This window comes from Streptomyces sp. NPDC091271, assembly GCF_044757505.1.
Classification (GTDB): domain Bacteria; phylum Actinomycetota; class Actinomycetes; order Streptomycetales; family Streptomycetaceae; genus Streptomyces.
The window spans coordinates 133,321-155,273 of record NZ_JBIVVD010000005.1; the positions used below are offsets into that span (position 1 = coordinate 133,321).

General features: G+C 71.0%; 22 protein-coding genes. 5 read left to right on the top strand and 17 right to left on the bottom strand.

Translation table 11 applies throughout. The features are described from left to right. Nucleotides 1-267: 267 nt before the first annotated feature. The 4 genes from ACIQM3_RS21765 to ACIQM3_RS21780 all read right to left on the bottom strand — a co-directional run bounded on the left by ACIQM3_RS21765 (nucleotide 268) and on the right by ACIQM3_RS21780 (nucleotide 5,733). Entirely contained in the window at nucleotides 268-2,586 is a 2,319-nt protein-coding gene (locus ACIQM3_RS21765; protein ID WP_401626730.1) for an esterase-like activity of phytase family protein, read from the bottom strand. Between the two features lie 156 nt (nucleotides 2,587-2,742). Next, nucleotides 2,743-4,215, bottom strand: a complete 1,473-nt coding sequence (locus ACIQM3_RS21770; RefSeq protein WP_401626731.1) for a hypothetical protein — start codon at nucleotides 4,213-4,215, stop codon at nucleotides 2,743-2,745. 115 nt (nucleotides 4,216-4,330) lie between these two features. Then, the gene (locus tag ACIQM3_RS21775; protein ID WP_401626733.1) at nucleotides 4,331-5,035 is read right to left on the bottom strand and encodes an antibiotic biosynthesis monooxygenase; all 705 of its coding nucleotides are present in this window, start codon (nucleotides 5,033-5,035) and stop codon (nucleotides 4,331-4,333) included. Nucleotides 5,036-5,118: 83 nt separating this feature from the next. Then, on the bottom strand, nucleotides 5,119-5,733 hold the full coding sequence (locus ACIQM3_RS21780; RefSeq protein ID WP_401626735.1) for a DUF4232 domain-containing protein: 615 nt from the start codon (nucleotides 5,731-5,733) through the stop codon (nucleotides 5,119-5,121). A 141-nt stretch (nucleotides 5,734-5,874) separates the two neighbouring features. Between ACIQM3_RS21780 and dapA the strand changes: the two genes are divergently transcribed. Beyond that, nucleotides 5,875-6,762, top strand: a complete 888-nt coding sequence (gene dapA / locus ACIQM3_RS21785) for a 4-hydroxy-tetrahydrodipicolinate synthase (protein WP_401626737.1) — start codon at nucleotides 5,875-5,877, stop codon at nucleotides 6,760-6,762. On the opposite strand, the gene dapD is transcribed toward dapA, so the two are convergent. The 4 genes from dapD to ACIQM3_RS21805 form a co-directional block, all read right to left on the bottom strand. Next, complete coding sequence (gene dapD, locus ACIQM3_RS21790; RefSeq protein ID WP_401626739.1) at nucleotides 6,759-7,757, bottom strand: 2,3,4,5-tetrahydropyridine-2,6-dicarboxylate N-succinyltransferase; 999 nt, start codon at nucleotides 7,755-7,757, stop codon at nucleotides 6,759-6,761. The genes dapA and dapD overlap by 4 nt on opposite strands. A 9-nt stretch (nucleotides 7,758-7,766) precedes the next feature. Then, complete coding sequence (locus tag ACIQM3_RS21795; RefSeq protein ID WP_401626741.1) at nucleotides 7,767-9,044, bottom strand: MFS transporter; 1,278 nt, start codon at nucleotides 9,042-9,044, stop codon at nucleotides 7,767-7,769. Between the two features lie 272 nt (nucleotides 9,045-9,316). Continuing rightward, complete coding sequence (locus ACIQM3_RS21800; protein ID WP_401626742.1) at nucleotides 9,317-9,865, bottom strand: TetR/AcrR family transcriptional regulator; 549 nt, start codon at nucleotides 9,863-9,865, stop codon at nucleotides 9,317-9,319. Continuing rightward, nucleotides 9,865-10,185 carry a multidrug efflux SMR transporter gene (locus ACIQM3_RS21805; protein WP_356712075.1) on the bottom strand — a complete coding sequence of 107 codons (321 nt, stop codon included), beginning with the start codon at nucleotides 10,183-10,185 and terminating at the stop codon, nucleotides 9,865-9,867. Before ACIQM3_RS21805 ends, ACIQM3_RS21800 begins: the two co-directional genes overlap by 1 nt. A gap of 158 nt (nucleotides 10,186-10,343) precedes the next feature. Between ACIQM3_RS21805 and ACIQM3_RS21810 the strand changes: the two genes are divergently transcribed. Beyond that, a complete protein-coding gene (locus tag ACIQM3_RS21810; RefSeq protein WP_401626744.1) occupies nucleotides 10,344-11,495 on the top strand; it encodes a hypothetical protein in 1,152 nt (383 codons plus the stop codon). A gap of 100 nt (nucleotides 11,496-11,595) precedes the next feature. On the opposite strand, the gene ACIQM3_RS21815 is transcribed toward ACIQM3_RS21810, so the two are convergent. After that, nucleotides 11,596-12,459, bottom strand: a complete 864-nt coding sequence (locus ACIQM3_RS21815; protein WP_401626746.1) for an NAD(P)H-binding protein — start codon at nucleotides 12,457-12,459, stop codon at nucleotides 11,596-11,598. A gap of 135 nt (nucleotides 12,460-12,594) precedes the next feature. Between ACIQM3_RS21815 and ACIQM3_RS21820 the strand changes: the two genes are divergently transcribed. Beyond that, a complete protein-coding gene (locus ACIQM3_RS21820; RefSeq protein WP_401626748.1) occupies nucleotides 12,595-13,341 on the top strand; it encodes a TetR/AcrR family transcriptional regulator in 747 nt (248 codons plus the stop codon). A 56-nt stretch (nucleotides 13,342-13,397) separates the two neighbouring features. Here the strand turns inward: ACIQM3_RS21820 and ACIQM3_RS21825 are convergent, their stop codons facing one another. The 8 genes from ACIQM3_RS21825 to ACIQM3_RS21860 are packed head-to-tail and all read right to left on the bottom strand — an operon-like array spanning nucleotide 13,398 to nucleotide 20,005. Continuing rightward, nucleotides 13,398-13,736 carry a metal-sulfur cluster assembly factor gene (locus ACIQM3_RS21825; protein WP_093539690.1) on the bottom strand — a complete coding sequence of 113 codons (339 nt, stop codon included), beginning with the start codon at nucleotides 13,734-13,736 and terminating at the stop codon, nucleotides 13,398-13,400. Next, complete coding sequence (sufU, locus tag ACIQM3_RS21830) at nucleotides 13,733-14,188, bottom strand: Fe-S cluster assembly sulfur transfer protein SufU (RefSeq protein WP_104789963.1); 456 nt, start codon at nucleotides 14,186-14,188, stop codon at nucleotides 13,733-13,735. The genes ACIQM3_RS21825 and sufU overlap by 4 nt, the downstream gene beginning before the upstream one ends. Before the next feature lie 26 nt (nucleotides 14,189-14,214). Then, on the bottom strand, nucleotides 14,215-15,483 hold the full coding sequence (locus ACIQM3_RS21835; RefSeq protein ID WP_401510148.1) for a cysteine desulfurase: 1,269 nt from the start codon (nucleotides 15,481-15,483) through the stop codon (nucleotides 14,215-14,217). Next, nucleotides 15,480-16,271 (bottom strand): Fe-S cluster assembly ATPase SufC, encoded by a 792-nt coding sequence (gene sufC, locus ACIQM3_RS21840; protein ID WP_401626751.1) that lies wholly within the window; start codon nucleotides 16,269-16,271, stop codon nucleotides 15,480-15,482. The genes ACIQM3_RS21835 and sufC overlap by 4 nt, the downstream gene beginning before the upstream one ends. Before the next feature lie 7 nt (nucleotides 16,272-16,278). Beyond that, the gene (locus ACIQM3_RS21845; RefSeq protein WP_018555702.1) at nucleotides 16,279-16,596 is read right to left on the bottom strand and encodes a bifunctional 3-phenylpropionate/cinnamic acid dioxygenase ferredoxin subunit; all 318 of its coding nucleotides are present in this window, start codon (nucleotides 16,594-16,596) and stop codon (nucleotides 16,279-16,281) included. After that, nucleotides 16,596-17,777, bottom strand: coding sequence for a Fe-S cluster assembly protein SufD (gene sufD, locus ACIQM3_RS21850; RefSeq protein WP_401626753.1), 1,182 nt, complete (start codon nucleotides 17,775-17,777; stop codon nucleotides 16,596-16,598). Before sufD ends, ACIQM3_RS21845 begins: the two co-directional genes overlap by 1 nt. Nucleotides 17,778-17,837: 60 nt before the next feature. Continuing rightward, complete coding sequence (sufB, locus tag ACIQM3_RS21855) at nucleotides 17,838-19,259, bottom strand: Fe-S cluster assembly protein SufB (protein WP_031094525.1); 1,422 nt, start codon at nucleotides 19,257-19,259, stop codon at nucleotides 17,838-17,840. Then, complete coding sequence (locus ACIQM3_RS21860) at nucleotides 19,256-20,005, bottom strand: helix-turn-helix transcriptional regulator (protein ID WP_401626755.1); 750 nt, start codon at nucleotides 20,003-20,005, stop codon at nucleotides 19,256-19,258. The genes sufB and ACIQM3_RS21860 overlap by 4 nt, the downstream gene beginning before the upstream one ends. A 234-nt stretch (nucleotides 20,006-20,239) precedes the next feature. Between ACIQM3_RS21860 and ACIQM3_RS21865 the strand changes: the two genes are divergently transcribed. Further along, a complete protein-coding gene (locus ACIQM3_RS21865; protein WP_401626757.1) occupies nucleotides 20,240-21,166 on the top strand; it encodes an ABC transporter ATP-binding protein in 927 nt (308 codons plus the stop codon). Continuing rightward, a complete protein-coding gene (locus ACIQM3_RS21870) occupies nucleotides 21,163-21,930 on the top strand; it encodes an ABC transporter permease (RefSeq protein WP_401626758.1) in 768 nt (255 codons plus the stop codon). The genes ACIQM3_RS21865 and ACIQM3_RS21870 overlap by 4 nt, the downstream gene beginning before the upstream one ends. The last annotated feature ends 23 nt before the right edge of the window (nucleotides 21,931-21,953 follow it).

Here is a 21,953-nt window from a genome sequence, read left to right on the forward strand (position 1 = left end):
GTGCTGTGTGGCCGGGTGGGCTGGCGCGATCACGTTCCCTCCCCCGCACCAACTCCAGCTGAACACCGACCGGCGTACGGGGGTCCTGTGTCCCAACCCGGTTCCCGTCCCAGGACAAACCCGCCCATCGGTGCGGCAGCGACCGGCCGCGACCGGCCTCACCTGGCCGGAACACGCCGGTCCACCGGCCGCCTCCGCCGCGGGGCGGTGAGGCGGCCGGTCCGGCCGCCGGCGGGCCTGGGGCGGTGGCGGCAGCCGGCGGACGGGTCAGCCGCGGCCGAGGACCTTGCGGGCGGTCCCGAGGTCGAGGAGGGCCGTCTCCCCCGTGGAGTCGCTCAGGCCGTCGTTGTCGGTGACGGCGTAGACGTGGCCGTTGCCCGCCACGGTGAGACCTTCGAGCTTCTCCTGCGTCCAGCCCTTCGTGGCCCGCAGGTCGGGCAGCACGTCATGGGCAAGGGTCTTGGGCAGGACGGTGAGCGTGCCCTCCGGGGCCGCGGTCCTCGGCAGGCCGACCGTGTAGATCTGCTTGATCTCGGCAGCGGGGCCGTTCAGCTTGTCGCGTTCGATGACGGCGAGCCTGTTCCCCACCACGGTGATCTCGGAGAGGCCGATCCAGTCGCCGGCCGTGGTGGTGGTTCCGAGCCGGTAGCCGTACCAGCTCCAGGTGCCCGCCCGGACGTCGTAACGGCCGAGCCGGACCACACCGGCCGGGTCGGTCGAGGCCTGGCGCTGGAGGGCCGCCCAGACGATCTCGCGACCGTCGCGGTCCGTGGTGGCGGTGACGCCTTCGAAGCCCTGCGGGCCGAGGCCCGAGGCGACGCCGGACGGCAGCGGGACGACCTGCTGGGTGACGCCGTGGCGGTCCAGACGCACCAGCTGGTTGCCGGCGCCCGTCCTGCCCTCGACGGCCAGCCAGAAGCCGCCCTGCGGGCGGGCGTGGATGCCTTCGGCGTCGTAACCGACGGGCTTGCCCGTGGCGTCCTTGACGGCCAGCTCGCGCGTGATGACGGCCGGCTCGCGGTCCGCGTCGATCGTGAGGACGCGGGTGGCGGAGTACGCGGCGTCGGTGACGGTGTACAGCTCGTCGGCACGGCCCGGCACGGCCGACAGCGCGCCGAGCGCGCCCCAGCCGATGGGGGTGCCCGTGGAGTCCGGGCCCGAGACGAGCGAGGGGTAGGTGGGCGTGCCTCTGCCCAGCTCGAACAGGCTCACCGAGGCGCGCACCCCGGCCTCGGCGTCGTCCTCCTCGCTGGAGACCGCGAGCAGTCCGCGTGAGGGGATCGGCAGCAGGCCCTCGGGGCCGTTGGTGGCCGGCAGCACCTGCTCGAAGACCGGCCGGGTGGGGTTGCTGACGTCGTAGACGGCGACGAAGTTGCTGCGCTCGGAGCCGACGAAGGCGTAGCGCACCCCGTCGTAGGTGGCGATGGCCAGCCCTTCGGGCTCGGTGCCCTTGTTCTCGGAGCGGTCCTCGTTCAGCAGGCCGTAGCGCGCCGCGATGTGCTCGAAGCTGTTGCCGGCGTCCCAGGCCACCTTGCCGGTACGGCTGTCGAAGACGGTCCAGCCGCGGGTGCCGCCCTTCCAGTCGCCCTCGTTGGCCGTGGCCAGGTAGCGGTCGTCGATCCAGCCGAGGGCGTCCGGTTCGCGTGGCACGTCGGTGATGGACCCGGTCTGGTCGATGACGCCGTCCTCGGCGGTGTCGATGCCGTCGACGGAGGCCGTGCCGGCGCTGAACGCCTTGGTGAGGCGCCCCGACGCGAGGTCGATCATGACGACGCCGTTGTTCTCCTGCAGGGTCACGGCGAGCTGACCCCGGCTGTTGACGGAGACGTACTCCGGCTCCGGGTCGGTGGGTTCGGTGATTCCGGCGGCCGTGAGTGCGGGGAGCGCGGAGCCGTCCGCCCGGGTCAGCGGCACCGCGCGGGTGGTCCACCGGGTGGGCGAGGAGCCCTTGAGGTCGACGATCCGGACGAACCCCGCGGGAGCCTGCGGGAGGTCGCCCTCCTCGCCGCCGGGCGGGGTGGCCTCCTCGTCACGCTCGTTCTCGATGGCGACGGCAGCGTACCGCTTGTCCTTGCTGATCGCGATCGAGTCGGGCTGGCCGCCCAGGTCGTGACTGGCCACCCGCTCGCGGGTGGCCAGCGATATGACGTCCAGGCGTCCGGACGGTTGGCTGTAGCTCTCGCTGGTGTTCACGACGACGAGGACGTACCGGCCGACCACCGACACCGAGGTGGGCTCGTCCTCGGCGTCGCCCAGTTCGGCCAGGGAGAGCGTGCCCAGCCCCTCGGGCCGGCCGGCGTCGCTGATGTCGAGGAAGCCGATCCGCTTGGCTGCGGCGTCCGTGTAGACGAGTGTGCGGCCGTCCTCGCTGGTCGCGGAGATCTCGGCGACGGTCCGGTCCGCGGCGTCCTCCCCGGCCGGCCGGTTCCGGAAGACGGGGTAGGTGGCGGCGCGTTCGAAGGCCACCGGCTTCCGTCCGCGGTCTCCGCCGTGCGTCTGACCCGCGTTCGCCACACCTGCGCCCGCCAGGGTGCCCGCGGTCACGGCCAGGACCGCGAGTGCGGCACAGGTTCTCTTCGGGAGCATCGTTCCTCCGGTTCGGTCCACTGAGGAACCGGATGCTCGCAGCCGTGAGCCATGGCCGATGGGCGACTCGGTGAACGGACGGCGAAGATCAGGAACATCGCCGGAGACCGACGGGCCGCGGCAGCCCTTCTGCCGCGGCCGTGCCGTACCCGTGCGTCAGCTCTGCTGCCGCGACCGTGCCTTGTACGCCGCCTTGCGGGCGGCCTTCGCGGCACCGCGGTCGCTGTGGAGGCGGCCCATCGCCTCCAGGACCTCGGCAGTAGCCGGGTGCTCCACCCGCCAGGCCTCGTCGAAGAAGCCGCTGTGCTGTCCGGAGAGCCCTTCGACGAGCTCCTGGAGCTCGTCCAGGTCGCCGTCGGCGTCCAGTTGGGCGGCGATCGTGTCCACGGCCAGCCAGAAGATCATCGACTCCGGGGGCGCGGGCACGTCCGCCGCGCCACGCTCCGCGAGCCAGACCCGGGCCAGACCGCCGAGCTCGGGATCACCGAGCACCGCGCGGACCGCGGGCTCGGCCTCCGGGCCGACCAGTGCGAGGGCCTGCTGGCAGTGGAGCCTGCGGAGCGGTGCCCGCCGGTCGGCGCCGCGCGCCGCGTCCAGGAGCTCCACCGCGGCGGCCTCCGCCCTCTCGGCTCCGCGCCGGCCGAGCCAGAGACCGACCTCGGTGCGCGCGGCCTCCTCGGGGTAGTACGCGATGCCGTCGAGGAGGGCGTCGGCCCCCTTGTCGGCGAGGTCACCGACGGCGGGGGCGTCCACGCCGGCCTCCAGCATCCGCTCCCGGATGCCGTAGAGGCCGAGCGGCGTCAGCCTCACCATGCCGTAGCGGGTGACGTCCTCGTCGTCGGCGGGCGGTGTCGCCTCCTCGCCCTCCTCGGTCAGCAACGTCTCGTCCACCGGGCGGTATTCGACGATCCCGATGGGTTCGAGGACCCGGAACTGGTCGTCCAGCCGCATCATCGCCTCGGACACCTGCTCCAGGACGTCGTCGGTGGGCTCCCCCATGTCGTCGGGCACCACCACGGAGGCGGCGAGGGCCGGCAGCGGCACGGGGCCGTCGGCGGGACCGGCCTCCGAGAGGGTCAGCAGATAGAGGTTGCCGAGCACCCCGTCGAGGAACTCGGCCTCCTCCTCCGGGTCCCAGTCCAGGGCGTCGAAGTCGACGCTCCCGTCCTCACCGATGAGATCGGCGAAGTCGTCGAAGGCCGGGGCGGTGGCGTCCGCGTGCACGGCCTCCAGGCCGTCGAGCCAGATCGCGAGGACGTCCTGCGGGGAGCCGGAGGTCAGCAGCGCCAGGTTCTCGCCGGCCGTGACGGTGCCCTCCGCGTCGCCCTCCCCGGTTTCGTCCGCGTCCTGCGGGTCCTCGAAGTCGACGAGCCCGGTGTCCACAGCTAGGCGCCACGCCTCGCTGGCGTACGCGGCGCCGTCCTCGTCGTCGCCGAGCCCCAGGTGCTGTGCGGCGTCGGGCAGCTGCGCCTCGACGAGCTCACCACCGGCGCCGACCCGGGTCTTCGGCCCCGCCCAGCGGGCGAGGCGGACGGCGCGGGCGAGCAGCGGAGCGGCCAGCGCGTCCCGTGCCAGCTCGGCCTCGGTGTGCAGCCGCACCGGCGGCAGGGAGGGGCGCTCTGCGGACATCAGGGGGTTCTCCTCGGGGCGTGCGCGGGCTGTGTGCGAGGGGCCGGCCCGGTGCGTACGGGGCCTTGGCCGCCCCCCAGCGTAGACGCATTTCGTCCCGAGCCGCCCGGTTCTCCTACAGGCCGGACGCGAGGCTGAGCGCGGGTGTGTAGCGGCGGACGGTACTGCGCTTCAGGCCGGGGTGATTCTGGACCCTGTGCCACTGCGGTGTCGTCGATCCGACCCCGTCGCCCGAGGCGGCGAGGGCGTCGACGTGGGCCTGGGCGCTCTCCCACTCCGCATAGTTGAGCACCCGCGTCCCGTCCGTACTGACGTGGAAGTGCGCCGAGATGCCGCCCGGCCGCGGCGCCGGATCGGACTCGAGCGCCTCGAACACCGCGTCCACCCAGTCACGTTGGCCGGCCGGGTCCGGTCCGTCGAGCTCGATGTCGACGATCACGACGCAACCCGGCTCCCGGATGTCCTGCTTCACCCCCGAGCGGTACAGCTCGAACGCGCGCAGCCCGAGTCGCTCGATGCCGGGAACGGCCGCGTCGATCTCGGCGACGCGCTCGTCACGGCCCGTGCGGGCGAATTCCCGGTGGACGGATTCGTCGGTCCACTGCGAGTAGTGGAGCAGCGTCTTCCCGTCCTCCCCGGCGAGCACGCTGTACGAGAGAAGCCCGGGGTGCGGCCACTCGCGGGCCGCCCAGGCGGCACGGATGGCCTCGATCGTCCGGCGCTGCCGTTCGGGGGTGCCGACGTCCCAGGTACTCACCTTTACGGTCCCCGCGTCGGGACGGGCCAGCTCGGGACGGGAGGTGAACTGCACGGCAGGCATGGCGTGATCCTCTCCGGCGTACCCTCGCGGTCCGCCTTCGATCACCACCCTGATACGTCAAGTGCGCTTGAGGTCAAGGTCGGTCATCCTGCCGTCCGCACCCGCCACGCCGTCGTGTTCAGCTCGTCCATCAGGCGTATGTCGTGACCCTCCAGCGGGAAGACACGCGCCCCTGTGTCCGGGGCGGCGGAGATCTCCAGGGCGTCGCCCTCGATGAGGTCGCCACCCTCCTTGGTGGAGACCCAGGCCAGCGTCGATGTGACGCTCGCGCCGGGCTTCAGCATGACCTCCTCCGGCCCCTCGTCGTTGCCGAACATCGATCCGCCCGCGTTCACGGGTACGGGGATGCGTTCGCCCTCGTCGCCCAGCGCGCGGACGGACGGGTAGCCGTGGACGCGGTAGGGCTGCTTCCCGCAGTTGGTGAGCGTGAGGGTGACGGCACGGTGGAACATCGCCGTCTGCACGGGGCCCATCCCCACGACCACTCCGGAGGCGGGGCAGCCGTCGGCCGGCGCGGCGGGGGCGGGCGCTCCCTCGGCGGGGGCGGGCGCGGCGTCCGCCGGCCGCGTCGCGCTGGTGGGGGTCGGCGACGGACCCGGCTCCCCCTCGCCCGCGGGGACGAGGAAACCGGCACAGCCGGACAGCGTCAGCGTGGCCACCGTGAGCACGGCGGCCGAGATCGTTCTCCGTACGCGCACGCCGTGTACCCACCCCCGGAACGGTCTGTCGCAACCACGTTCGATCATGCCAGACGCCGCCTCCACCGTTCAGCGTCTCTTGCCCTTCACCCCGAGCAGAACTAAGTGGACCCGCACGCACCGGAAGCCGAGACTGCGGACATGACATCCCACACGGCCAGGCCCTTCGGCCGAGCCCTCTGCGCCATGATCACCCCGTTCACCGCCGCAGGTGACCTGGACCTGGACGCCGCCCGCCGTCACGCCGCCGGTCTCGTCGCGGACGGCTGCGACGGCCTCGTGCTCAGCGGCACCACGGGCGAGTCACCGACCACGACGGACGAGGAGAAGACCGCGCTGCTGCGGGCCGTCCGGGAGGCGGTCGGCGACTCCGTCCCGCTCGTCGCGGGCGTGGGCAGTTCCGACACCCGGCACACGGTCCGGCTCGCGCGGGAGGCCGAGGCCGCGGGCGCCGACGGGCTGCTGGTGGTGACGCCGTACTACAGCCGCCCCCCGCAGGCCGCGGTGGAGGCGCACTTCCTCCGGGTCGCAGACGCCACGGGCATCGGGCTGATGCTGTACGACATCCCGGGCCGCACCGGCACGAGGATCGAACCGGCGACACTGCTCCGTCTGGCCGGACATCCGCGCGTCGTGGCGGTCAAGGACTGTTCGTACGACCTGCTCGCGGCCGCCAAGGTGATGGCGCGGACCTCATTGGCCTACTACTCGGGATGCGAGGAGCTCAACCTTCCGCTGTACGCGCTCGGCGGAGCCGGCTATGTGAGTACGGTCGCCAACGCCGCCCCGCGTCAGATGCGGGCCGTGCTGGACGCGTTCGACGCCGGCGACACCGCGGAGGCGGCCCGCCTCAACGGGCTCACCGCCCCGCTGATCGAGGCCATGATGGCCGCCGGCCTGCCCGGCACGGTCACGGCGAAGGCGCTGCTGGACGCGGGCCCGGTCCGCGAACCGCTGCAGCCCGCCGACCGCGAGGCGGTCGACGGGCTGCGCGGGGTGTACGAGGAACTCCTCGACGCTACGGACTAGTCGTTGCTGTGCAGTACGTCGTTGAGCCCGTCCCAGACCGCGTTGTTCGGGCGGGCCTCGACGGCGCCGGTGACCGAGTTGCGGCGGAAGAGGATGTTCGAAGCGCCGGAGAGTTCGCGGGCCTTGACGACCTGGCCGTCGGGCATCGTGACCCGGGTGCCGGCCGTGACGTAGAGCCCGGCCTCGACGACGCACTCGTCGCCGAGCGCGATCCCGATGCCCGCCTCGGCGCCGATCAGACAGCGCTGCCCGATGGCGATGCGCTCCTTGCCGCCGCCGGACAGCGTGCCCATGGTGGACGCGCCGCCGCCGATGTCGGAGCCGTCGCCGACGACGACGCCCGCGGAGATGCGGCCCTCGACCATGGAGGTGCCGAGGGTGCCCGCGTTGAAGTTGACGAAGCCCTCGTGCATCACGGTCGTACCGGAGGCCAGGTGGGCCCCGAGCCGCACCCGGTCGGCGTCGGCGATCCGCACGCCCTTGGGCGCGACGTAGTCCGTCATCCGGGGGAACTTGTCCACCGAGGTGACCTGGAGGTGCAGGCCCTCGGCACGCGCGTTGAGCCGGACCTTCTCCAGGTCGTCGACGGCGACCGGGCCCAGCGAGGTCCAGGCGACGTTGGCGAGGAAGCCGAAGATGCCGTCGAGGTTCTGCCCGTGGGGCTGCACGAGACGGTGCGAGAGCAGGTGCAGCCGCAGGTAGGTGTCGTGCGCGTCGAGCGGCTTGTCGTCCAGTGAGGAGATGACCGTGGACACGGCGACGATCTCCACGCCGCGGCGTGCGTCCACGCCGATGGCCTTGGCCGCGCCGTCGCCGAGACGGTTCACCGCCTCCTCGGGGCTCAGGCGCTGCGTCCCGGCCGGGCCGGGCTCCGCGACGAGCTCGGGAGCGGGGAACCAGGTGTCGAGGACGGTGCCGTCACCGGCGATGGTGGCGAGGCCGGCGGCGACGGCGCCGGTGGTGCGGGCGGAGCCCTGGGAAGTCGTGTCGGTCATGAACAGAACCTAACCGTCCGAGCCCCGTGCGGGCGAACCGGTCTCAGTTGCCGGAGCGTATTCGCCCGGGGGGACGGGGCGACCGGGTCCCGCACCGCTCGTCACCCGCGCCCCGGACGAGGGTTCGCGCAGCCGCCGCGCCGCCAGTACGGCCACCCCCGCACCGCACGCGAGGGCCGCACAGAGGGGCCAGAGCAGCGCGGGTGCGGCGGTGTACAGCGCGCCGCCCAGGGGTGGGGCGAGGACCTGGCCGCTGATCGACGCGCCCGCGTACAGGCTCTGGAACCGGCCCTGCGCGTGGAGCGGCGCCTGGTCGGCGACGTAGGCGGTGGCCGTGGTCTTGTAGAGGATCTCGCCCAGGGTCAGCGACACCATCATCGAGACGGCGAACAGGGCACCCGCCCCGGGGATCAGCACCGCGTAGCCGAGTCCGACGAGGAGCAGCCCGGCCCCGACGACGGTCAGCGGCGCCCGGCGACGCAGGGCGTGTGCGGCGGGGAGTTCGAGGCAGAGGATGACGCCCCCGTTGACCGCGATCAGCCAGCCGTAGAACTGGGTGCCGTAGCCGTGGTCGGCGAGGAAGACGGGCAGGGTGGAGTACTGCTGACGGTAGACGAGGTCGACGCAGACGATCGCGGCGAGCAGGACCAGCACCGCGGGCCTGTCCCGGAGTTCGCGCCAGAAGCCCGGTGTGTGCGGGTCGTGCGTGCGCAGGGTGTGCGCGGTGCCGCGGGACGGCAGGATCGCGGCGGCGTAGCCGGCGAAGAGCAGGGTGCCCAGTCCGTCCGCGAGGAAGAGCCAGTCGTACGAGGACGCGGCGGCGATCAGCGCGCCGAGCGGGGGCCCGACGGTGAAGCCGCCGTTGGAGGCGAAGCGGGTGAGGGCGAAGCTCTGGCGGCGCCCTCCGGCGGGGACGGAGACCGCGACGAGCGCCGCGTCGGCCGCGCGGACGACCCCCGAGGCGTACTGGGCCAGGGGCAGCACCGTGTACAGGGCGCCCAGGGGCAGCAGGGGGAGGGCGACGAGCACGGCACCGCTCACACAGGCGCCGGTCAGAAGCATCCGCCGGTGGCCGAACCGGTCCCCGAACCAGCCGCCGGTGAAGTTGCCCGCGACCAGGCCGATCCCGCCGATGCCGCTGATCACACCCGCCTGGGCGACGGAGAGGCCGCGGGGTCCGGTGAGGTAGACGAAGAGATAGACGAAGGTGAAGCTGACGACGGCGTTGAGGAAGGCGCCGAACGCCAGGAGCCGCACCGTTCTCGGTACGCCGCGCAGCATGCCCATTCCGCCCCCCCAGGCAGTGAGTTCCCTTCGGGAACGGACTATGGCAGCCTGGCATCCGCCAGGTCAACCGAGCAGGGAGCGCACAGCTGCCGGCACCGATCGCACGCCCCCGTCGCCGCCACGCCGCACACGGTGTTGCACCGCTTCGCGGCGCCTACGCGCGCGCCAGGACACCCGACCGCCGGGGTGCGCCGGGATCCCGGGCGCGAGAGGCCGCACCTTCGAGCCGTGCACCTACCGCGGCCGTCCGGCGGGGCACCGCCTGACCGGTGTCAGCGGCCTGCCCCGTCCACGACCCTGGCCAGCATCTCCCTGGTGTACTCCGGGTCGAAGTCGTCGCCGGTGAGCAGCACCTGGAGGCTGATCCCGTCCAGCAGGGCCGTGAGCGCCCGCGCGGTGGCCCGGTCGGTGCGGTCGGCGATCAGGACGGCCAGGGCGTCGGCCCACTCGGCGGCGACCGGCCGCAGAGCGGGCCGGCGGAGGGCCGCGAGGTACAGCTCGTACTCCAGAGCCAGCGGCCCGCGGCCCGCGGCGAACCACTCCCCCAGCAGCCGGGTCAGCTCGTCGGCCAGCGGGACCTCGGGGTCGGAGAAGTACGGGCTCTCCCGCACCGTCCGGGCGAAGCTCTCGTTGCACCGGCGCAGGGCGGCGACCAGCAGTTCGTCGAGCGAGCCGAAGTGATACGTCGTCGAGCCGAGCGGCACGTCGGCCTCGGCGGCCACGGTGCGGTGGCTGAGCCCGCCGATACCCCGGTCCGCGACGACGCGGATGGCCGCGTCGATGATGCGCTCACGCCGCTCGGGGTCGTACCGCCGGACCATCAGTGGGCTCCTCCGAGATTGAGGACGACGACCCCCGCGATGACCAGAGCGATGCCCGCCAGCTTGACGAGGCCCGCGGACTCGCCCATCCAGAGGATGCCGATGGCGGCGACGGCCGCGGTGCCCGCCCCCGCCCAGATGGCGTAGGCGGTACCGATCGACAGCGTCTTGAGGGTCTGGGCCAGCAACGCGAAGGCCAGGACATAGCCGACGACGGTGATGAGCGAGGGCCACAGCCTGGTGAACCCCTCGCTGTACTTCATGGCCGTCGTCCCGGCCACCTCCGCCGCTATGGCCGCGGCCAGCATTCCGTATCCCATGCGTACGAGCGTACACAACGTTGCGTACGACCGTACACAAGAACGGTGCACCCACATCGTGACCGGCCAGGAAGGGATTCGGGGGCATCCCGGGGCGCTACGGTGTCCGCACCGGTAGGACCGGATGACAACCGGACGATGCGAGCAACGGAGCAGTGGTGGCGCAGGACGCAGGGTGGGGCGGGGGCGCCTACGGGGGCGCGGCGTACGGCGGAAGTCCCTACGGGGGGCCGCCGGGATGGGGTGGCTGGACGCCACCGCCGAAGCCGGGGGTGATACCGCTCGCCCCGCTGAAGCTGGGGGACGTGCTGGGCGGGGCCTTCTCGACGATGGGCCGGTACTGGAAGCAGCTGTTCGGCATGGCCGCCGCGCTGTACGGCGGGGCCGCGCTCCTGATGGCGGCTGCGGTGGCCATCGCCTACTCAGCCGTCGCCGACCACCTGGAGCGGGTGGTCTCCCTCGACTACGACGAGGGGGCCTCGTCCTCCGACATCGTTCCGCTCGTGACCGCGGGCTGCCTCCTCGCACTGCTGGGCATCGTCACCATGGCGGTCGTCTCCGGCCTGATGTACGCGGCGGTCCCCGCCGTGCTGCAGGACGCGGTCCTGGGCAGGCCCGTGGCCTTCTCGACGGTGTGGCAGAAGGCCTGGGCCCATGTCGCCCCCGTGATCGGCGCCCTGATCCTCACCGCCCTGGTCGCGATGGTGCCCGTGCTGCTGGTCATGACGGTCTTCATCGGGGCGATCATCAGCTTCGTCACGATGGACAGTGGCGGTGGCGCCGCCACCGCCATCACGCTGGGTGTCGTCGGCGTCCTGATCACCGGGCCGCTCGCGGCCTGGATCTGGATAAAGGTGAGCCTGGCACCCGCGGCCGTGGTCTTCGAGGGCCGGGGGCCCGTCGCCGCGCTGCGCCGCTCGTCCCAACTGGTAAGCGGCGACTGGTGGCGGATCTTCGGCATCACCCTGCTTGCCGGCGTGATAGCGAGCACGGCCGGCTATGTCATCCAGATGCCTTTCTCGGTCCTCGGCCTCTTCCCCGGCATGATCGGGACAGCATCGCTGGAGGACGACCCGAGCCCCGCGGCGGTGATGGTCGCGATGAGCGGCTATCTGGTCGCGACCCTGCTGGGGCAGCTCGTGAGCCAGATCATCTCGACGACGTTTCCCCAGCTGGTGACCGGTCTGCTCTACGTCGACCGGCGAATGCGGACGGAGAACCTGGGCCCTGTCCTGGCCGAGGCCGCCGGCGTCCCCGCACAGGGCCCGGTGCCTCCGCCGTACGGAGGCGGCGCCGCCCCGCAGTGGTGACCCGGCCGGGGCAGAAGCCCTCGGCCGCGCCGGGTCACCTCCCGCGGGAGGTGACACCGGCTGAACCCTCCTGATCCGGGCGCGAGCAGCTGCCCGAGCGTCAGCCGTTCGACAGTTGCTCGCGCAGGACCGCGCCCGCGGTGACGGGCTCGCGGCCGATCAGGGTGGCCAGCGTCGGGTCGACGGTGGCGAATTCCCCCGCCCGGGCAGCGGTGAAGATGCCCAGGAGCTGCTCCGCGGTCTCCGCGGGAACCCCTCGGCCCACCGCCTGCTCCAGGAACTGGCCGTCGGGCTCGGTGATCCTCGTCAGAGTGCGGCCCGTGACCTCGGTGGTTATGCCGGCCAGGTCGTCGAAGGTGAGTGCACGCCCGCCGGTGAGCGGCGGCGTGGGGCCGTCGAAGCGGCCTTCGTCGGCCAGGACGGCGGCGGCCGCCTCCGCGAGGTCGCCATGGGCGGTCCAGCTGACCGGCCCGTCCTCGGGGAGCACGAGCCGGCCGGACTCCAGGGCCTGCCCGACGAAGTGCGCGGCGCTGGCGGCGTAGAAGCCGTTACGCAGCGAGGTGAAGGGCACGCCGCAGGCGCGCAGCGCCTCCTCGGTGGCGGCGTGGTCGCGGCACGCCTGGAAACGCGAGGACTCTCCTGCCCCCATCTGGCTGGTGTAGAGAATGCGCCGAGCGCCCGCCGCGACGGCCCCCTCGATCGCGACGCGGTGCTGCTTGACGCACTCGTCCCCCATTTTGTCGACGGAGACGATGAGCACCTGGGTGGCACCCTCGAAGGCATGGGCGAGACCGGCGGGGTCGGTGAAGCTGCCTTCTCGCACCCGCACCCCCCGGTCGGCCAGGGCCTTCGCCCTCCGCGGGTCCCGGACGCTGACGCCGACCCGGCTCGCCGGCACGCGCGTGAGCAGCCGCTCGACGATCTGACGCCCCAGCTGTCCGGTGGCTCCGGTCACGATGATCATGATGCGCTCCCATGTGTGGCGACGACACGGTTCCGGTGGAACCATTTGAACGGTACCATCGATACTAACGTCGTGACCATGCTTTTGGTATCAACGATACTAACGACGGAATCGGCCAAGCGGTATCGTCGATCCATGCCATCACCTTCACGCGGCAGGGACGGCGCCACCGCCGCCGGGCCCGACACCGCGCCCCCTGCCCGGGAGCTGACCCGGCAGCGGGTCATCGAGGCCGCCATCGCCCTTCTGACGAGCGGGGGCCGCGACGCGGTCACCACCCGGGCGGTCGCCGATGCCGCAGGCCTGCAGCCGCCGGCCATCTACCGGCTGTTCGGCGACAAGGACGGCCTGCTCGACGCCGTGGCCGAGCACGGATTCGCCACGTTCCTCGCGAGCAAGCAGGTCGACCCGGACCCGCGGGATCCCATCGAGGACCTGCGAGCCGGCTGGGACGTCGCGGTCGAGTTCGGTCTGGCCAATCCGGCCCTGTACACCCTGATGTACTCGGAACCCGCCAGGTCGGGCTCAGCCGCCTTCAGGACCGGCATGGAGATCCTCATGGGCCGTATCCGGCGCCTCGCAGCCGGCGGCTGGCTGCGCGTCGACGAGGAACTCGCGGCCCAGACCATCCACGCCATGGCACGCGGCGCGGTGCTCACCTGGCTCTCCCTGCCCGAGGACCGGCGTGACCCCGCCCTGTTCACCACGCTGCGGGAGTCCATGGTCGCCGCCGTCACCAACCAGGAACCTGCCGTGCGGGACGCGGGCCCGGCGGGCGCCGCCCGCGCCCTGCGCGCCGCACTGCCGGAACAGACGCCCCTCAGCAGCGCTGAGCGGTATCTGCTGAGGGAGTGGCTGAACCGCCTGGCCACCGAGGGCTGACCACAGACGAGGAAGGCCCCCGGCACGGTGCCGGGGGCCTTCCAGGACGTCATGGCTCAGACGTTGAAACCGAGCGCGCGAAGCTGCTCGCGACCGTCATCGGTGATCTTGTCGGGGCCCCACGGCGGCATCCAGACCCAGTTGATCCGGAGCTCGTTGACGATGCCGTCCGTCGCGGACTTCGCCTGGTCCTCGATGACGTCGGTCAGCGGACAGGCCGCCGACGTGAGGGTCATGTCGAGGGTGGCGATGTTGGCGTCGTCGATGTGGATGCCGTAGATCAGGCCCAGGTTGACCACGTCGATCCCCAGCTCGGGGTCGACCACGTCGTACAGGGCCTCGCGGACCTCCTCCTCGGAGGCCGGCTTGGTCGTAAGAGTCTCGTTGTCGCTCATGCCGTCTTCCCTTCGGACAGCGCCTGCGCCGTCGCGTCCTTCCACGCCATCCAGCTCAGCAGCGCGCACTTGACCCGGGCCGGATACTTGGAGACGCCGGCGAACGCGACCGCGTCCTCCAGCACCTCCTCCATCGCGTCGTCCGGCTCCAGCTGACCCTTGGACTGCATCAGTTCCAGGAAGGTCTCCTGGATCTTCTGCGCCTCGCCGAGCTGCTTGCCCACCAGCAGCTCGTTGAGCACGGAGGCGCTGGCCTGGCTGATGGAGCAGCCCTGGCCCTCGTAACTGACGTCGGCGATGGTGTCGCCGTCGTACTTCACGCGGAGCGTGATCTCGTCGCCGCACGTCGGGTTGACGTGGTGCACCTCGGCGTCGCCGTCCCGCAGGCCACGCCCGTGGGGGTGCTTGTAGTGGTCCAGGATCACTTCCTGGTACATGGAATCAAGCTTCACCAGTCAACCCTCAGCCGCTCTGCCATCTAACCGAAAAAGTTCCGCACGTGCTCGAGCCCGTCCACCAGGGCGTCGACCTCGGCGGGCGTGGAGTACAGATAGAACGACGCTCGCGTCGTCGCAGGAATTCCGTACCTCAGGCACACCGGGCGTGCGCAGTGGTGTCCGACCCGGACCGCGATGCCCTGCTCGTCGAGCACCTGCCCCACGTCGTGGGGGTGGATGTCGCCGAGCGTGAAGGAGATCGTCGCACCGCGGTCCTCGGCCGTCGCCGGACCGATGATCCGCAGGTCGGGGACCTCCAGGAGCCGGCGCACCGCGTACTCGGTGATGGCCTGCTCATGGCGGTGGATCTTCTCCATGCCGATGGCCGAGAGGTAGTCCACGGCCGCGCCGAGGCCGACGGCCTGCGCGATCGGGGGCGTACCCGCCTCGAACTTGTGCGGCGCGGGGGCGTACGTCGAGGAGTGCATCGACACGGTCTCGATCATCTCGCCGCCACCGAGGAACGGCGGCAGGTCCTCCAGGAGCTCCTGCCGTCCCCAGAGCACGCCGATGCCGGTCGGGCCGACCATCTTGTGGCCGGTGAAGGCCACGAAGTCGGCCTGCAGCGCCTGCACGTCGAGCACCATGTGCGGGGCCGCCTGCGAGGCGTCGATGCAGACCAGCGCGCCGACCTGCTGGGCACGGCGGATGATCTTCTCGACCGGGTTGATCGTGCCCATGATGTTGGAGACCAGGGTGAAGGAGACGATCTTCGTCTTCTCCGTGATGATCTCGTCGATGTTGGACAGATCCAGCCGGCCGTCGTCCGTGATACCGAACCACTTGAGCTTCGCGCCGGTGCGCTGCGAGAGCAGCTGCCACGGCACGATGTTGGAGTGGTGCTCCATCTCGGTGGTGACGATCTCGGTGTCGCTGTCGACCCGGTAGGGCTCGTCCGCCCAGCCGAGCATGTTGGCGACGAGGTTCAGCGACTCCGAGGCGTTCTTGGTGAAGATCACCTCGTTGCGGCTGGGTGCGTTGATGAAGGCCGCGACCTTGTCGCGAGCGCCTTCGTACAGCGCGGTGGCCTCCTCGGCGATCGTGTACACGCCGCGGTGGACGTTGGCGTTGTGCCGCTCGTAGTACTCGTTGAGCGCGTCGAGCACCTGCCGCGGCTTCTGCGAGGTCGCCGCGCTGTCCAGGTAAACGATCTTCTTGCCGTCGTGGACCGTGCGGTCCAGGATCGGGAAGTCCTTGCGGATCGCCTCGGTGTCGAGGAGGCCGGAGAGCCCCTGTCGGGCGTCAGTCACGCGACCGTACCTCCTGAGTTCGCTCCGCTCACGGGGCCACCCTTCGTGTAGGCCTCGTAGCCCTCGTTCTCCAGCTGGTCGGCCAGCTCGGCACCGCCGGAGGCGGCGATCCGGCCGTTGGCGAAGACATGCACGTAGTCGGGCTTGATGTACTTGAGGATGCGTGTGTAGTGCGTGATCAGCAGGGTGCCGACCTCGCCGGTCTCGCGCACGCGGTTGACGCCTTCGGAGACCGTCTTCAGCGCGTCGACGTCCAGACCGGAGTCGGTCTCGTCGAGGACCGCGATCTTCGGCTTGAGGAGCTCCAGCTGAAGGATCTCGTGGCGCTTCTTCTCACCGCCGGAGAAGCCCTCGTTGACGTTGCGCTCGGCGAAGGCCGGGTCCATCTGGAGCTGGGCCATCGTCTCCTTGACCTCCTTCACCCACGTCCGCAGCTTGGGGGCCTCACCGCGGACAGCGGTGGCGGAGGTGCGCAGGAAGTTGGAGACCGAGACACCGGGGATCTCGACCGGGTACTGCATGGCGAGGAACAGGCCGGCGCGGGCCCGCTCGTCCACGGACATCTCCAGGACGTCCTCGCCGTCCAGGGTCACCGTGCCACTCGTGATCGTGTACTTGGGGTGACCCGCGAGCGAGTACGCGAGGGTGGACTTGCCGGACCCGTTCGGGCCCATGATGGCGTGGGTCTCGCCCTGCTTCACGGTCAGGTCGACGCCCTTGAGGATCTCCTTCGTGGCGTTGTCGGCCTCGACGGAGACGTGCAGGTCGCGGATTTCAAGCGTTGCCATGGGTGACTCAGGACTCCTGGGTGACGGAGACGAGCACATCGTCCCCTTCGATCTTTACGGGGTATACGGGGACGGGGCGCGTCGCGGGAAGACCGGACGGCTTGCCGGTGCGGAGGTCGAAGCTCGATCCGTGCAGCCAGCACTCGATCGAGCAGTCCTCCACCTCGCCCTCCGACAGCGAGACGTTCGCGTGCGAGCAGATGTCGTTGATCGCGAACACCTCGCCCTCGGTGCGGACGACGGAGACCGGCGTGCCGTCGAGCTCCACCCTCTTCGGGGTGTCGTCCTCCAGCTCGCTCAGCGCACAGGCTTTGACGAAGGCCATCAGACCGACGCCTTCAGCTCGGTCTCGATCTTGTCGAGGAGACGGGCTTCGACGTCGGGCAGACCGATCTGCTGGACCAGCTCGGCGAAGAAGCCGCGCACGACGAGTCTGCGTGCCTCCTCGGCCGGGATACCGCGGGACTGCAGGTAGAACAGCTGCTCGTCGTCGAAGCGGCCGGTCGCCGAGGCGTGGCCGGCGCCGACGATCTCGCCGGTCTCGATCTCCAGGTTCGGTACGGAGTCGACACGGGCACCGTCGGTGAGAACCAGGTTGCGGTTCATCTCGTAGGTGTCGGTGCCCTCGGCCGCGGCCTGGATCAGCACGTCACCGATCCAGACGGCGTGGGCGTCGTCGCCCTGGAGCGCGCCCTTGTACACCGCATTGGACTTGCAGTGCGGCGTGTTGTGGTCGACCAGGAGGCGGTGCTCCTGGTGCTGGCCCTTGTCGGTGAAGTACAGGCCGAAGAGCTCGGCCTCGCCGCCCGGGGCCGCGTACGCGACGCGCGGGTGGAGACGGACGAGGTCCCCGCCGAACGTCACGATGATCGACTTGAAGGAGGCGTCGCGGCCGACCAGCGCGTTGTGCTGGCCGACGTGGACGGCCGTGTCGTCCCAGTCCTGGACGGAGACGACGGTCAGCTTGGCACCGTCGCCCAGGACGTATTCGACGTTGGCCGCGAGCACGGCGTCACCGGTGTGGTCGATGACGACGACGGCCTCGGCGAAGGCGCCCAGCTCGATGACCTGGTGGCCGTAGGCCACACCGCCCTCGCCGTGCACGGTGATCCGGACCGGCTCGCTGAGCACGGCCTCCTTGGCGACCGTGACGACCGAGGCGTGCTGGAAGGACGAGTACGCCTGGGCGGCGACCCGGTCCACCGGCGTCCCGGCCTTGCCCAGCCGCGCGTCGTCGCGGCCGACGGTCTCGACCGTGACGCCCGAGGGCGCCTCGACGACGACCTTGACACCGTCACCGGTGGCGACGGCGGTGCCGTCGTGCAGGCCGCGCAGCCGCTCCAGCGGCGTGAACCGCCACTCCTCCTCGCGGCCGTGCGGGACCGGGAAGTCCGCGACGTCGAAGGACGGGGGCGCGCTCATGCGCGTGGCGACGGTGGACTCGGCCGCCACCGCGATGGAACCGGCGGTCGTCGAACCGGCCGGGATGTTCTGAGCCTCAGCCATGGCTGTCGTAGTGCTCGCTTTCTCAGTCAAGAACTCTTCGGGACGCGGTCGGCGGGCGTACTAGCCGACCGAGCCCTCCATCTGCAGCTCGATCAGCCGGTTGAGCTCCAGGGCGTACTCCATGGGCAGCTCCTTGGCGATCGGCTCGACGAATCCGCGCACGATCATCGCCATGGCCTCGAACTCGGTCATGCCGCGGCTCATCAGGTAGAAGAGCTGGTCCTCGGAGACCTTGGAGACGGTCGCCTCGTGACCCATCGACACGTCGTCCTCGCGGACGTCGACGTACGGGTAGGTGTCGGAGCGGGAGATGGTGTCCACGAGCAGCGCGTCGCACAGCACGTTGGACTTGGCGCCCGGCGCACCCTCACCGATCTCGATGAGACCGCGGTAGGAGGTGCGGCCGCCGCCTCGCGCCACCGACTTGGAGACGATGTTGGAGGAGGTGTTCGGAGCCATGTGGACCATCTTGGCGCCGGCGTCCTGGTGCTGGCCCTCGCCCGCGAAGGCGATGGACAGGGTCTCGCCCTTGGCGTGCTCGCCCATCAGGTAGACGGCCGGGTACTTCATGGTCACCTTGGAGCCGATGTTGCCGTCGACCCACTCCATGGTCGCGCCCTCGTACGCCACGGCGCGCTTGGTGACCAGGTTGTAGACGTTGTTCGACCAGTTCTGGATGGTCGTGTAGCGGCAGCGGCCGCCCTTCTTCACGATGATCTCGACGACCGCGGAGTGCAGCGAGTCCGAGGAGTAGATCGGCGCGGTGCAGCCCTCGACGTAGTGGACGTAGGCGTCCTCGTCGACGATGATCAGCGTCCGCTCGAACTGGCCCATGTTCTCCGTGTTGATACGGAAGTAGGCCTGGAGCGGGATCTCCACGTGCACGCCCTTCGGCACGTAGATGAAGGAGCCACCGGACCACACGGCGGAGTTCAGCGAGGCGAACTTGTTGTCACCGACGGGGATGACGGTGCCGAAGTACTCCTTGAAGAGCTCCGGGTGCTCCTTGAGCGCGGTGTCGGTGTCCATGAAGATGACACCCTGCGCCTCGAGCTCCTCGTTGATCTGGTGGTAGACCACCTCGGACTCGTACTGCGCGGCGACACCGGCGACCAGGCGCTGCTTCTCCGCCTCCGGGATGCCGAGCTTGTCGTACGTGTTCTTGATGTCCTCGGGCAGGTCCTCCCAGGACTCCGCCTGCTTCTCCGTGGACCGCACGAAGTACTTGATGTTGTCGAAGTCGATGCCCGACAGGTCCGAGCCCCAGTTCGGCATGGGCTTCTTGCCGAACAGCTTCAGGCCCTTGAGCCGGAGCTTCAGCATCCACTCCGGTTCGTTCTTCTTCTCCGAGATGTCGCGGACGACAGCTTCGGACAGGCCGCGCTTCGCCGCCGCGCCTGCCGCGTCGGAGTCGGCCCAGCCGAATTCGTACGTGCCCAGGCCATCGAGCTCAGGGTGGGCAGTCTCCGTAGGGAGCGTCATGCGGGGTTCCTCCCGGCCGTACTTGCAGATGCTGAATGAGTGGTCTGTGAAGCCTGTGGTGCCGTGGGGCTGCTGCGCGGAACGAACGTCGTGCACACCCCGTCGCCGTGGGCGAGGGTGGCGAGACGCTGCACATGGGTCCCGAGCAGGCTGGAGAAGAATTCCGTCTCCGCCTCGCACAGCTGCGGGAACTGCTCGGCTACGTGCGCGACCGGGCAGTGGTGCTGGCACAGTTGCTCGCCCTGCTGACGGCCCGGCGCGCTGCGCGCCGTAGCAGCGTACCCGTCGGCCGACAAGGCCTTGGCCAGGGCCTCGGTGCGGGCCTCGGGGCCCGCGGCCTCGATCACGGCCCGGTACTTCTCGGACTGGGAGGCCATCCTGGCGCGGGCGAAGGCGACGAGCGCCTCGTCCCCCGCCGTCTCGGCGATCCAGTGGAGAGCGTCGGCGGCGAGCTTGTCGTAGGACTGGTCGAACGCGTCCCGGCCGCAGTCGGTGAGCGCGAAGACCTTGGCCGGACGGCCGCGGGTCCGCGCTCCGTAGATCCGCTGTTCGCGGGCCTCGACCACATCGTCGGAGACGAGTGCGTCCAGGTGGCGACGGACGGCGGCCTGGGTCAGACCGACGCGCTTCGCCAGATCGGCGACGGTGGACGGGCCGTGGTCCAGGATGGAGCGCGCGACCCGGTTGCGCGTCGAGCGCTCACCGGTCGCGAGTTCCTCCTGAGGAGCCTCGCCAGCGTATTTCACAACGCCATTGTTGCGTAATTCCTCCGGGCCTGACAACCCACCGCTCAGCCGGGCGCGGTGCCCTTCATCACTTAGGCAAACCTAAGTTGACCTGCGGAAACGGACGATCACAGCAGGCCGTCGCAGGTGGGCGCGGTGCGGACCGGCCCGCGGCCGGACCGCCGGGAGGGCTCCGGAGGCCTGGGGGAACCCGGCGCGCCGGACCCCTCATCTGCCAGCCTAGACTTGCCCGCCATGAGCAGTGAGCCCGTCGTACAGGCCAGGGGCCTCGTCAAGCGGTACGGCACCAGAGCGGCGGTCGACGGCCTCGATCTGAAGGTCGCGGCGGGCGCCGTGACCGCGGTCCTCGGCCCGAACGGCGCCGGCAAGACCACCACGATCGAGACCTGCGAGGGCTACCGCCGTCCGGACGAGGGGACCGTACGGGTCCTCGGTCTCGACCCGGTCGCGGACGCCGCGGCGCTCCGCCCCCGTATCGGCGTGATGCTGCAGTCCGGCGGCGTCTACTCGGGCGCCCGTGCCGACGAGATGCTGCGCCACATGGCGAAGCTGCACGCCCATCCGCTGGACGTCGACGCGCTCGTCGAACGCCTCGGGCTGGGCAGCTGCGGCCGGACCACCTACCGCCGGCTCTCCGGCGGCCAGCAGCAGCGCCTGGCGCTGGCCATGGCCGTCGTCGGGCGCCCCGAGCTGGTCTTCCTGGACGAGCCGACCGCGGGTCTCGACCCGCAGGCCCGCCGCTCGACCTGGGACCTGATCCGGGAGCTGCGCACCGACGGGGTTTCGGTCGTCCTCACCACCCACTTCATGGACGAGGCCGAGGAGCTCGCCGACGACGTCGCCGTCATCGACGCGGGCCGGGTCATCGCCCAGGGCAGCCCGGAGCAGCTGTGCCGCGGCGGCGCCGAGAACACCCTGCGCTTCACCGGCCGCCCCGGCCTCGACCTCGGCTCGCTGCTGAAGGCGCTGCCCGACGGCAGCGAGGCTGCCGAGCTCACCACGGGCGCCTACCGCATCACCGGGCAGATCGACCCGGAGCTGCTGGCGACCGTCACCTCCTGGTGCGCCCAGCACGGCGTGATGCCCGACGGCATCGCGGTGGAGCGGCACACGCTCGAGGACGTCTTCCTGGAACTGACCGGCAAGGAGCTGCGCGCATGAGCGCCGGTACGTACACCCCGCGCCCCGGCGCCGCCCCGCTGCCGCGCATGATCGCCGCGCAGGCAGCGCTGGAGACGCGGATGCTCCTGCGCAACGGCGAACAGCTGCTGCTCACCGTGGTCATCCCGACGCTGCTGCTCGTGCTGTTCAGCGCGGTCGACATCGTCGACACGGGCACGGGTGAGCCGGTCGACTTCCTGGCGCCCGGCGTCCTCGCGCTCGCGGTGATGTCCACGGCCTTCACGGGCCAGGCCATCGCGACCGGGTTCGAGCGCCGCTACGGGGTGCTCAAGCGGCTGGGCGCCTCGCCTCTGCCCCGCTGGGGACTGATGGCGGCGAAGACCGTCTCGGTGCTGGTCACGGAGGTGCTGCAGATCGTCCTGCTCACGGTGATCGCCTTCGCTCTGGGCTGGTCGCCGCAGGGCAGTCCGTTCGCCGTGCTGCTGCTCCTGGCACTGGGCACCGTGGCCTTCTCCGGGCTCGGGCTGCTGATGGCGGGGACGCTGAAGGCCGAGGCGACGCTGGCGGCGGCCAACCTGGTCTTCCTGCTGCTGCTGGTCGGCGGCGGGGTCATCGTGCCGCTGGACAAGTTCCCGGACACGGTGCAGTCGGTGCTGGGCCTGCTGCCGATCTCGGCGCTCTCCGACGGGCTCAGGGACGTCCTCCAGCACGGCACGGCGATGCCCTGGGGCGACGCCGCGGTCCTGGCCGTCTGGGCGGTCCTGGGGCTGGGCGCGGCGGCCAGGTTCTTCCGCTGGGAGTGAGCGGCCGGTGCCCGCCGGGATGT

Coding starts and splice junctions, on each gene's coding strand:
- ACIQM3_RS21805 (WP_356712075.1), bottom strand. CDS start 10,185: ATGGGATACGGAATGCTGGCCGCGGCCATAGCGGCGGAGGTGGCCGGG.
- ACIQM3_RS21870 (WP_401626758.1), top strand. CDS start 21,163: ATGAGCGCCGGTACGTACACCCCGCGCCCCGGCGCCGCCCCGCTGCCG.
- ACIQM3_RS21765 (WP_401626730.1), bottom strand. CDS start 2,586: ATGCTCCCGAAGAGAACCTGTGCCGCACTCGCGGTCCTGGCCGTGACC.
- dapD (WP_401626739.1), bottom strand. CDS start 7,757: ATGACCGACACGACTTCCCAGGGCTCCGCCCGCACCACCGGCGCCGTC.
- sufD (WP_401626753.1), bottom strand. CDS start 17,777: ATGGCTGAGGCTCAGAACATCCCGGCCGGTTCGACGACCGCCGGTTCC.
- ACIQM3_RS21825 (WP_093539690.1), bottom strand. CDS start 13,736: ATGAGCGACAACGAGACTCTTACGACCAAGCCGGCCTCCGAGGAGGAG.
- ACIQM3_RS21770 (WP_401626731.1), bottom strand. CDS start 4,215: ATGTCCGCAGAGCGCCCCTCCCTGCCGCCGGTGCGGCTGCACACCGAG.
- sufC (WP_401626751.1), bottom strand. CDS start 16,271: ATGGCAACGCTTGAAATCCGCGACCTGCACGTCTCCGTCGAGGCCGAC.
- ACIQM3_RS21795 (WP_401626741.1), bottom strand. CDS start 9,044: ATGGGCATGCTGCGCGGCGTACCGAGAACGGTGCGGCTCCTGGCGTTC.
- ACIQM3_RS21815 (WP_401626746.1), bottom strand. CDS start 12,459: ATGATCATCGTGACCGGAGCCACCGGACAGCTGGGGCGTCAGATCGTC.
- dapA (WP_401626737.1), top strand. CDS start 5,875: ATGACATCCCACACGGCCAGGCCCTTCGGCCGAGCCCTCTGCGCCATG.
- ACIQM3_RS21820 (WP_401626748.1), top strand. CDS start 12,595: ATGCCATCACCTTCACGCGGCAGGGACGGCGCCACCGCCGCCGGGCCC.
- ACIQM3_RS21775 (WP_401626733.1), bottom strand. CDS start 5,035: ATGCCTGCCGTGCAGTTCACCTCCCGTCCCGAGCTGGCCCGTCCCGAC.
- ACIQM3_RS21865 (WP_401626757.1), top strand. CDS start 20,240: ATGAGCAGTGAGCCCGTCGTACAGGCCAGGGGCCTCGTCAAGCGGTAC.
- sufB (WP_031094525.1), bottom strand. CDS start 19,259: ATGACGCTCCCTACGGAGACTGCCCACCCTGAGCTCGATGGCCTGGGC.
- ACIQM3_RS21845 (WP_018555702.1), bottom strand. CDS start 16,596: ATGGCCTTCGTCAAAGCCTGTGCGCTGAGCGAGCTGGAGGACGACACC.
- ACIQM3_RS21800 (WP_401626742.1), bottom strand. CDS start 9,865: ATGGTCCGGCGGTACGACCCCGAGCGGCGTGAGCGCATCATCGACGCG.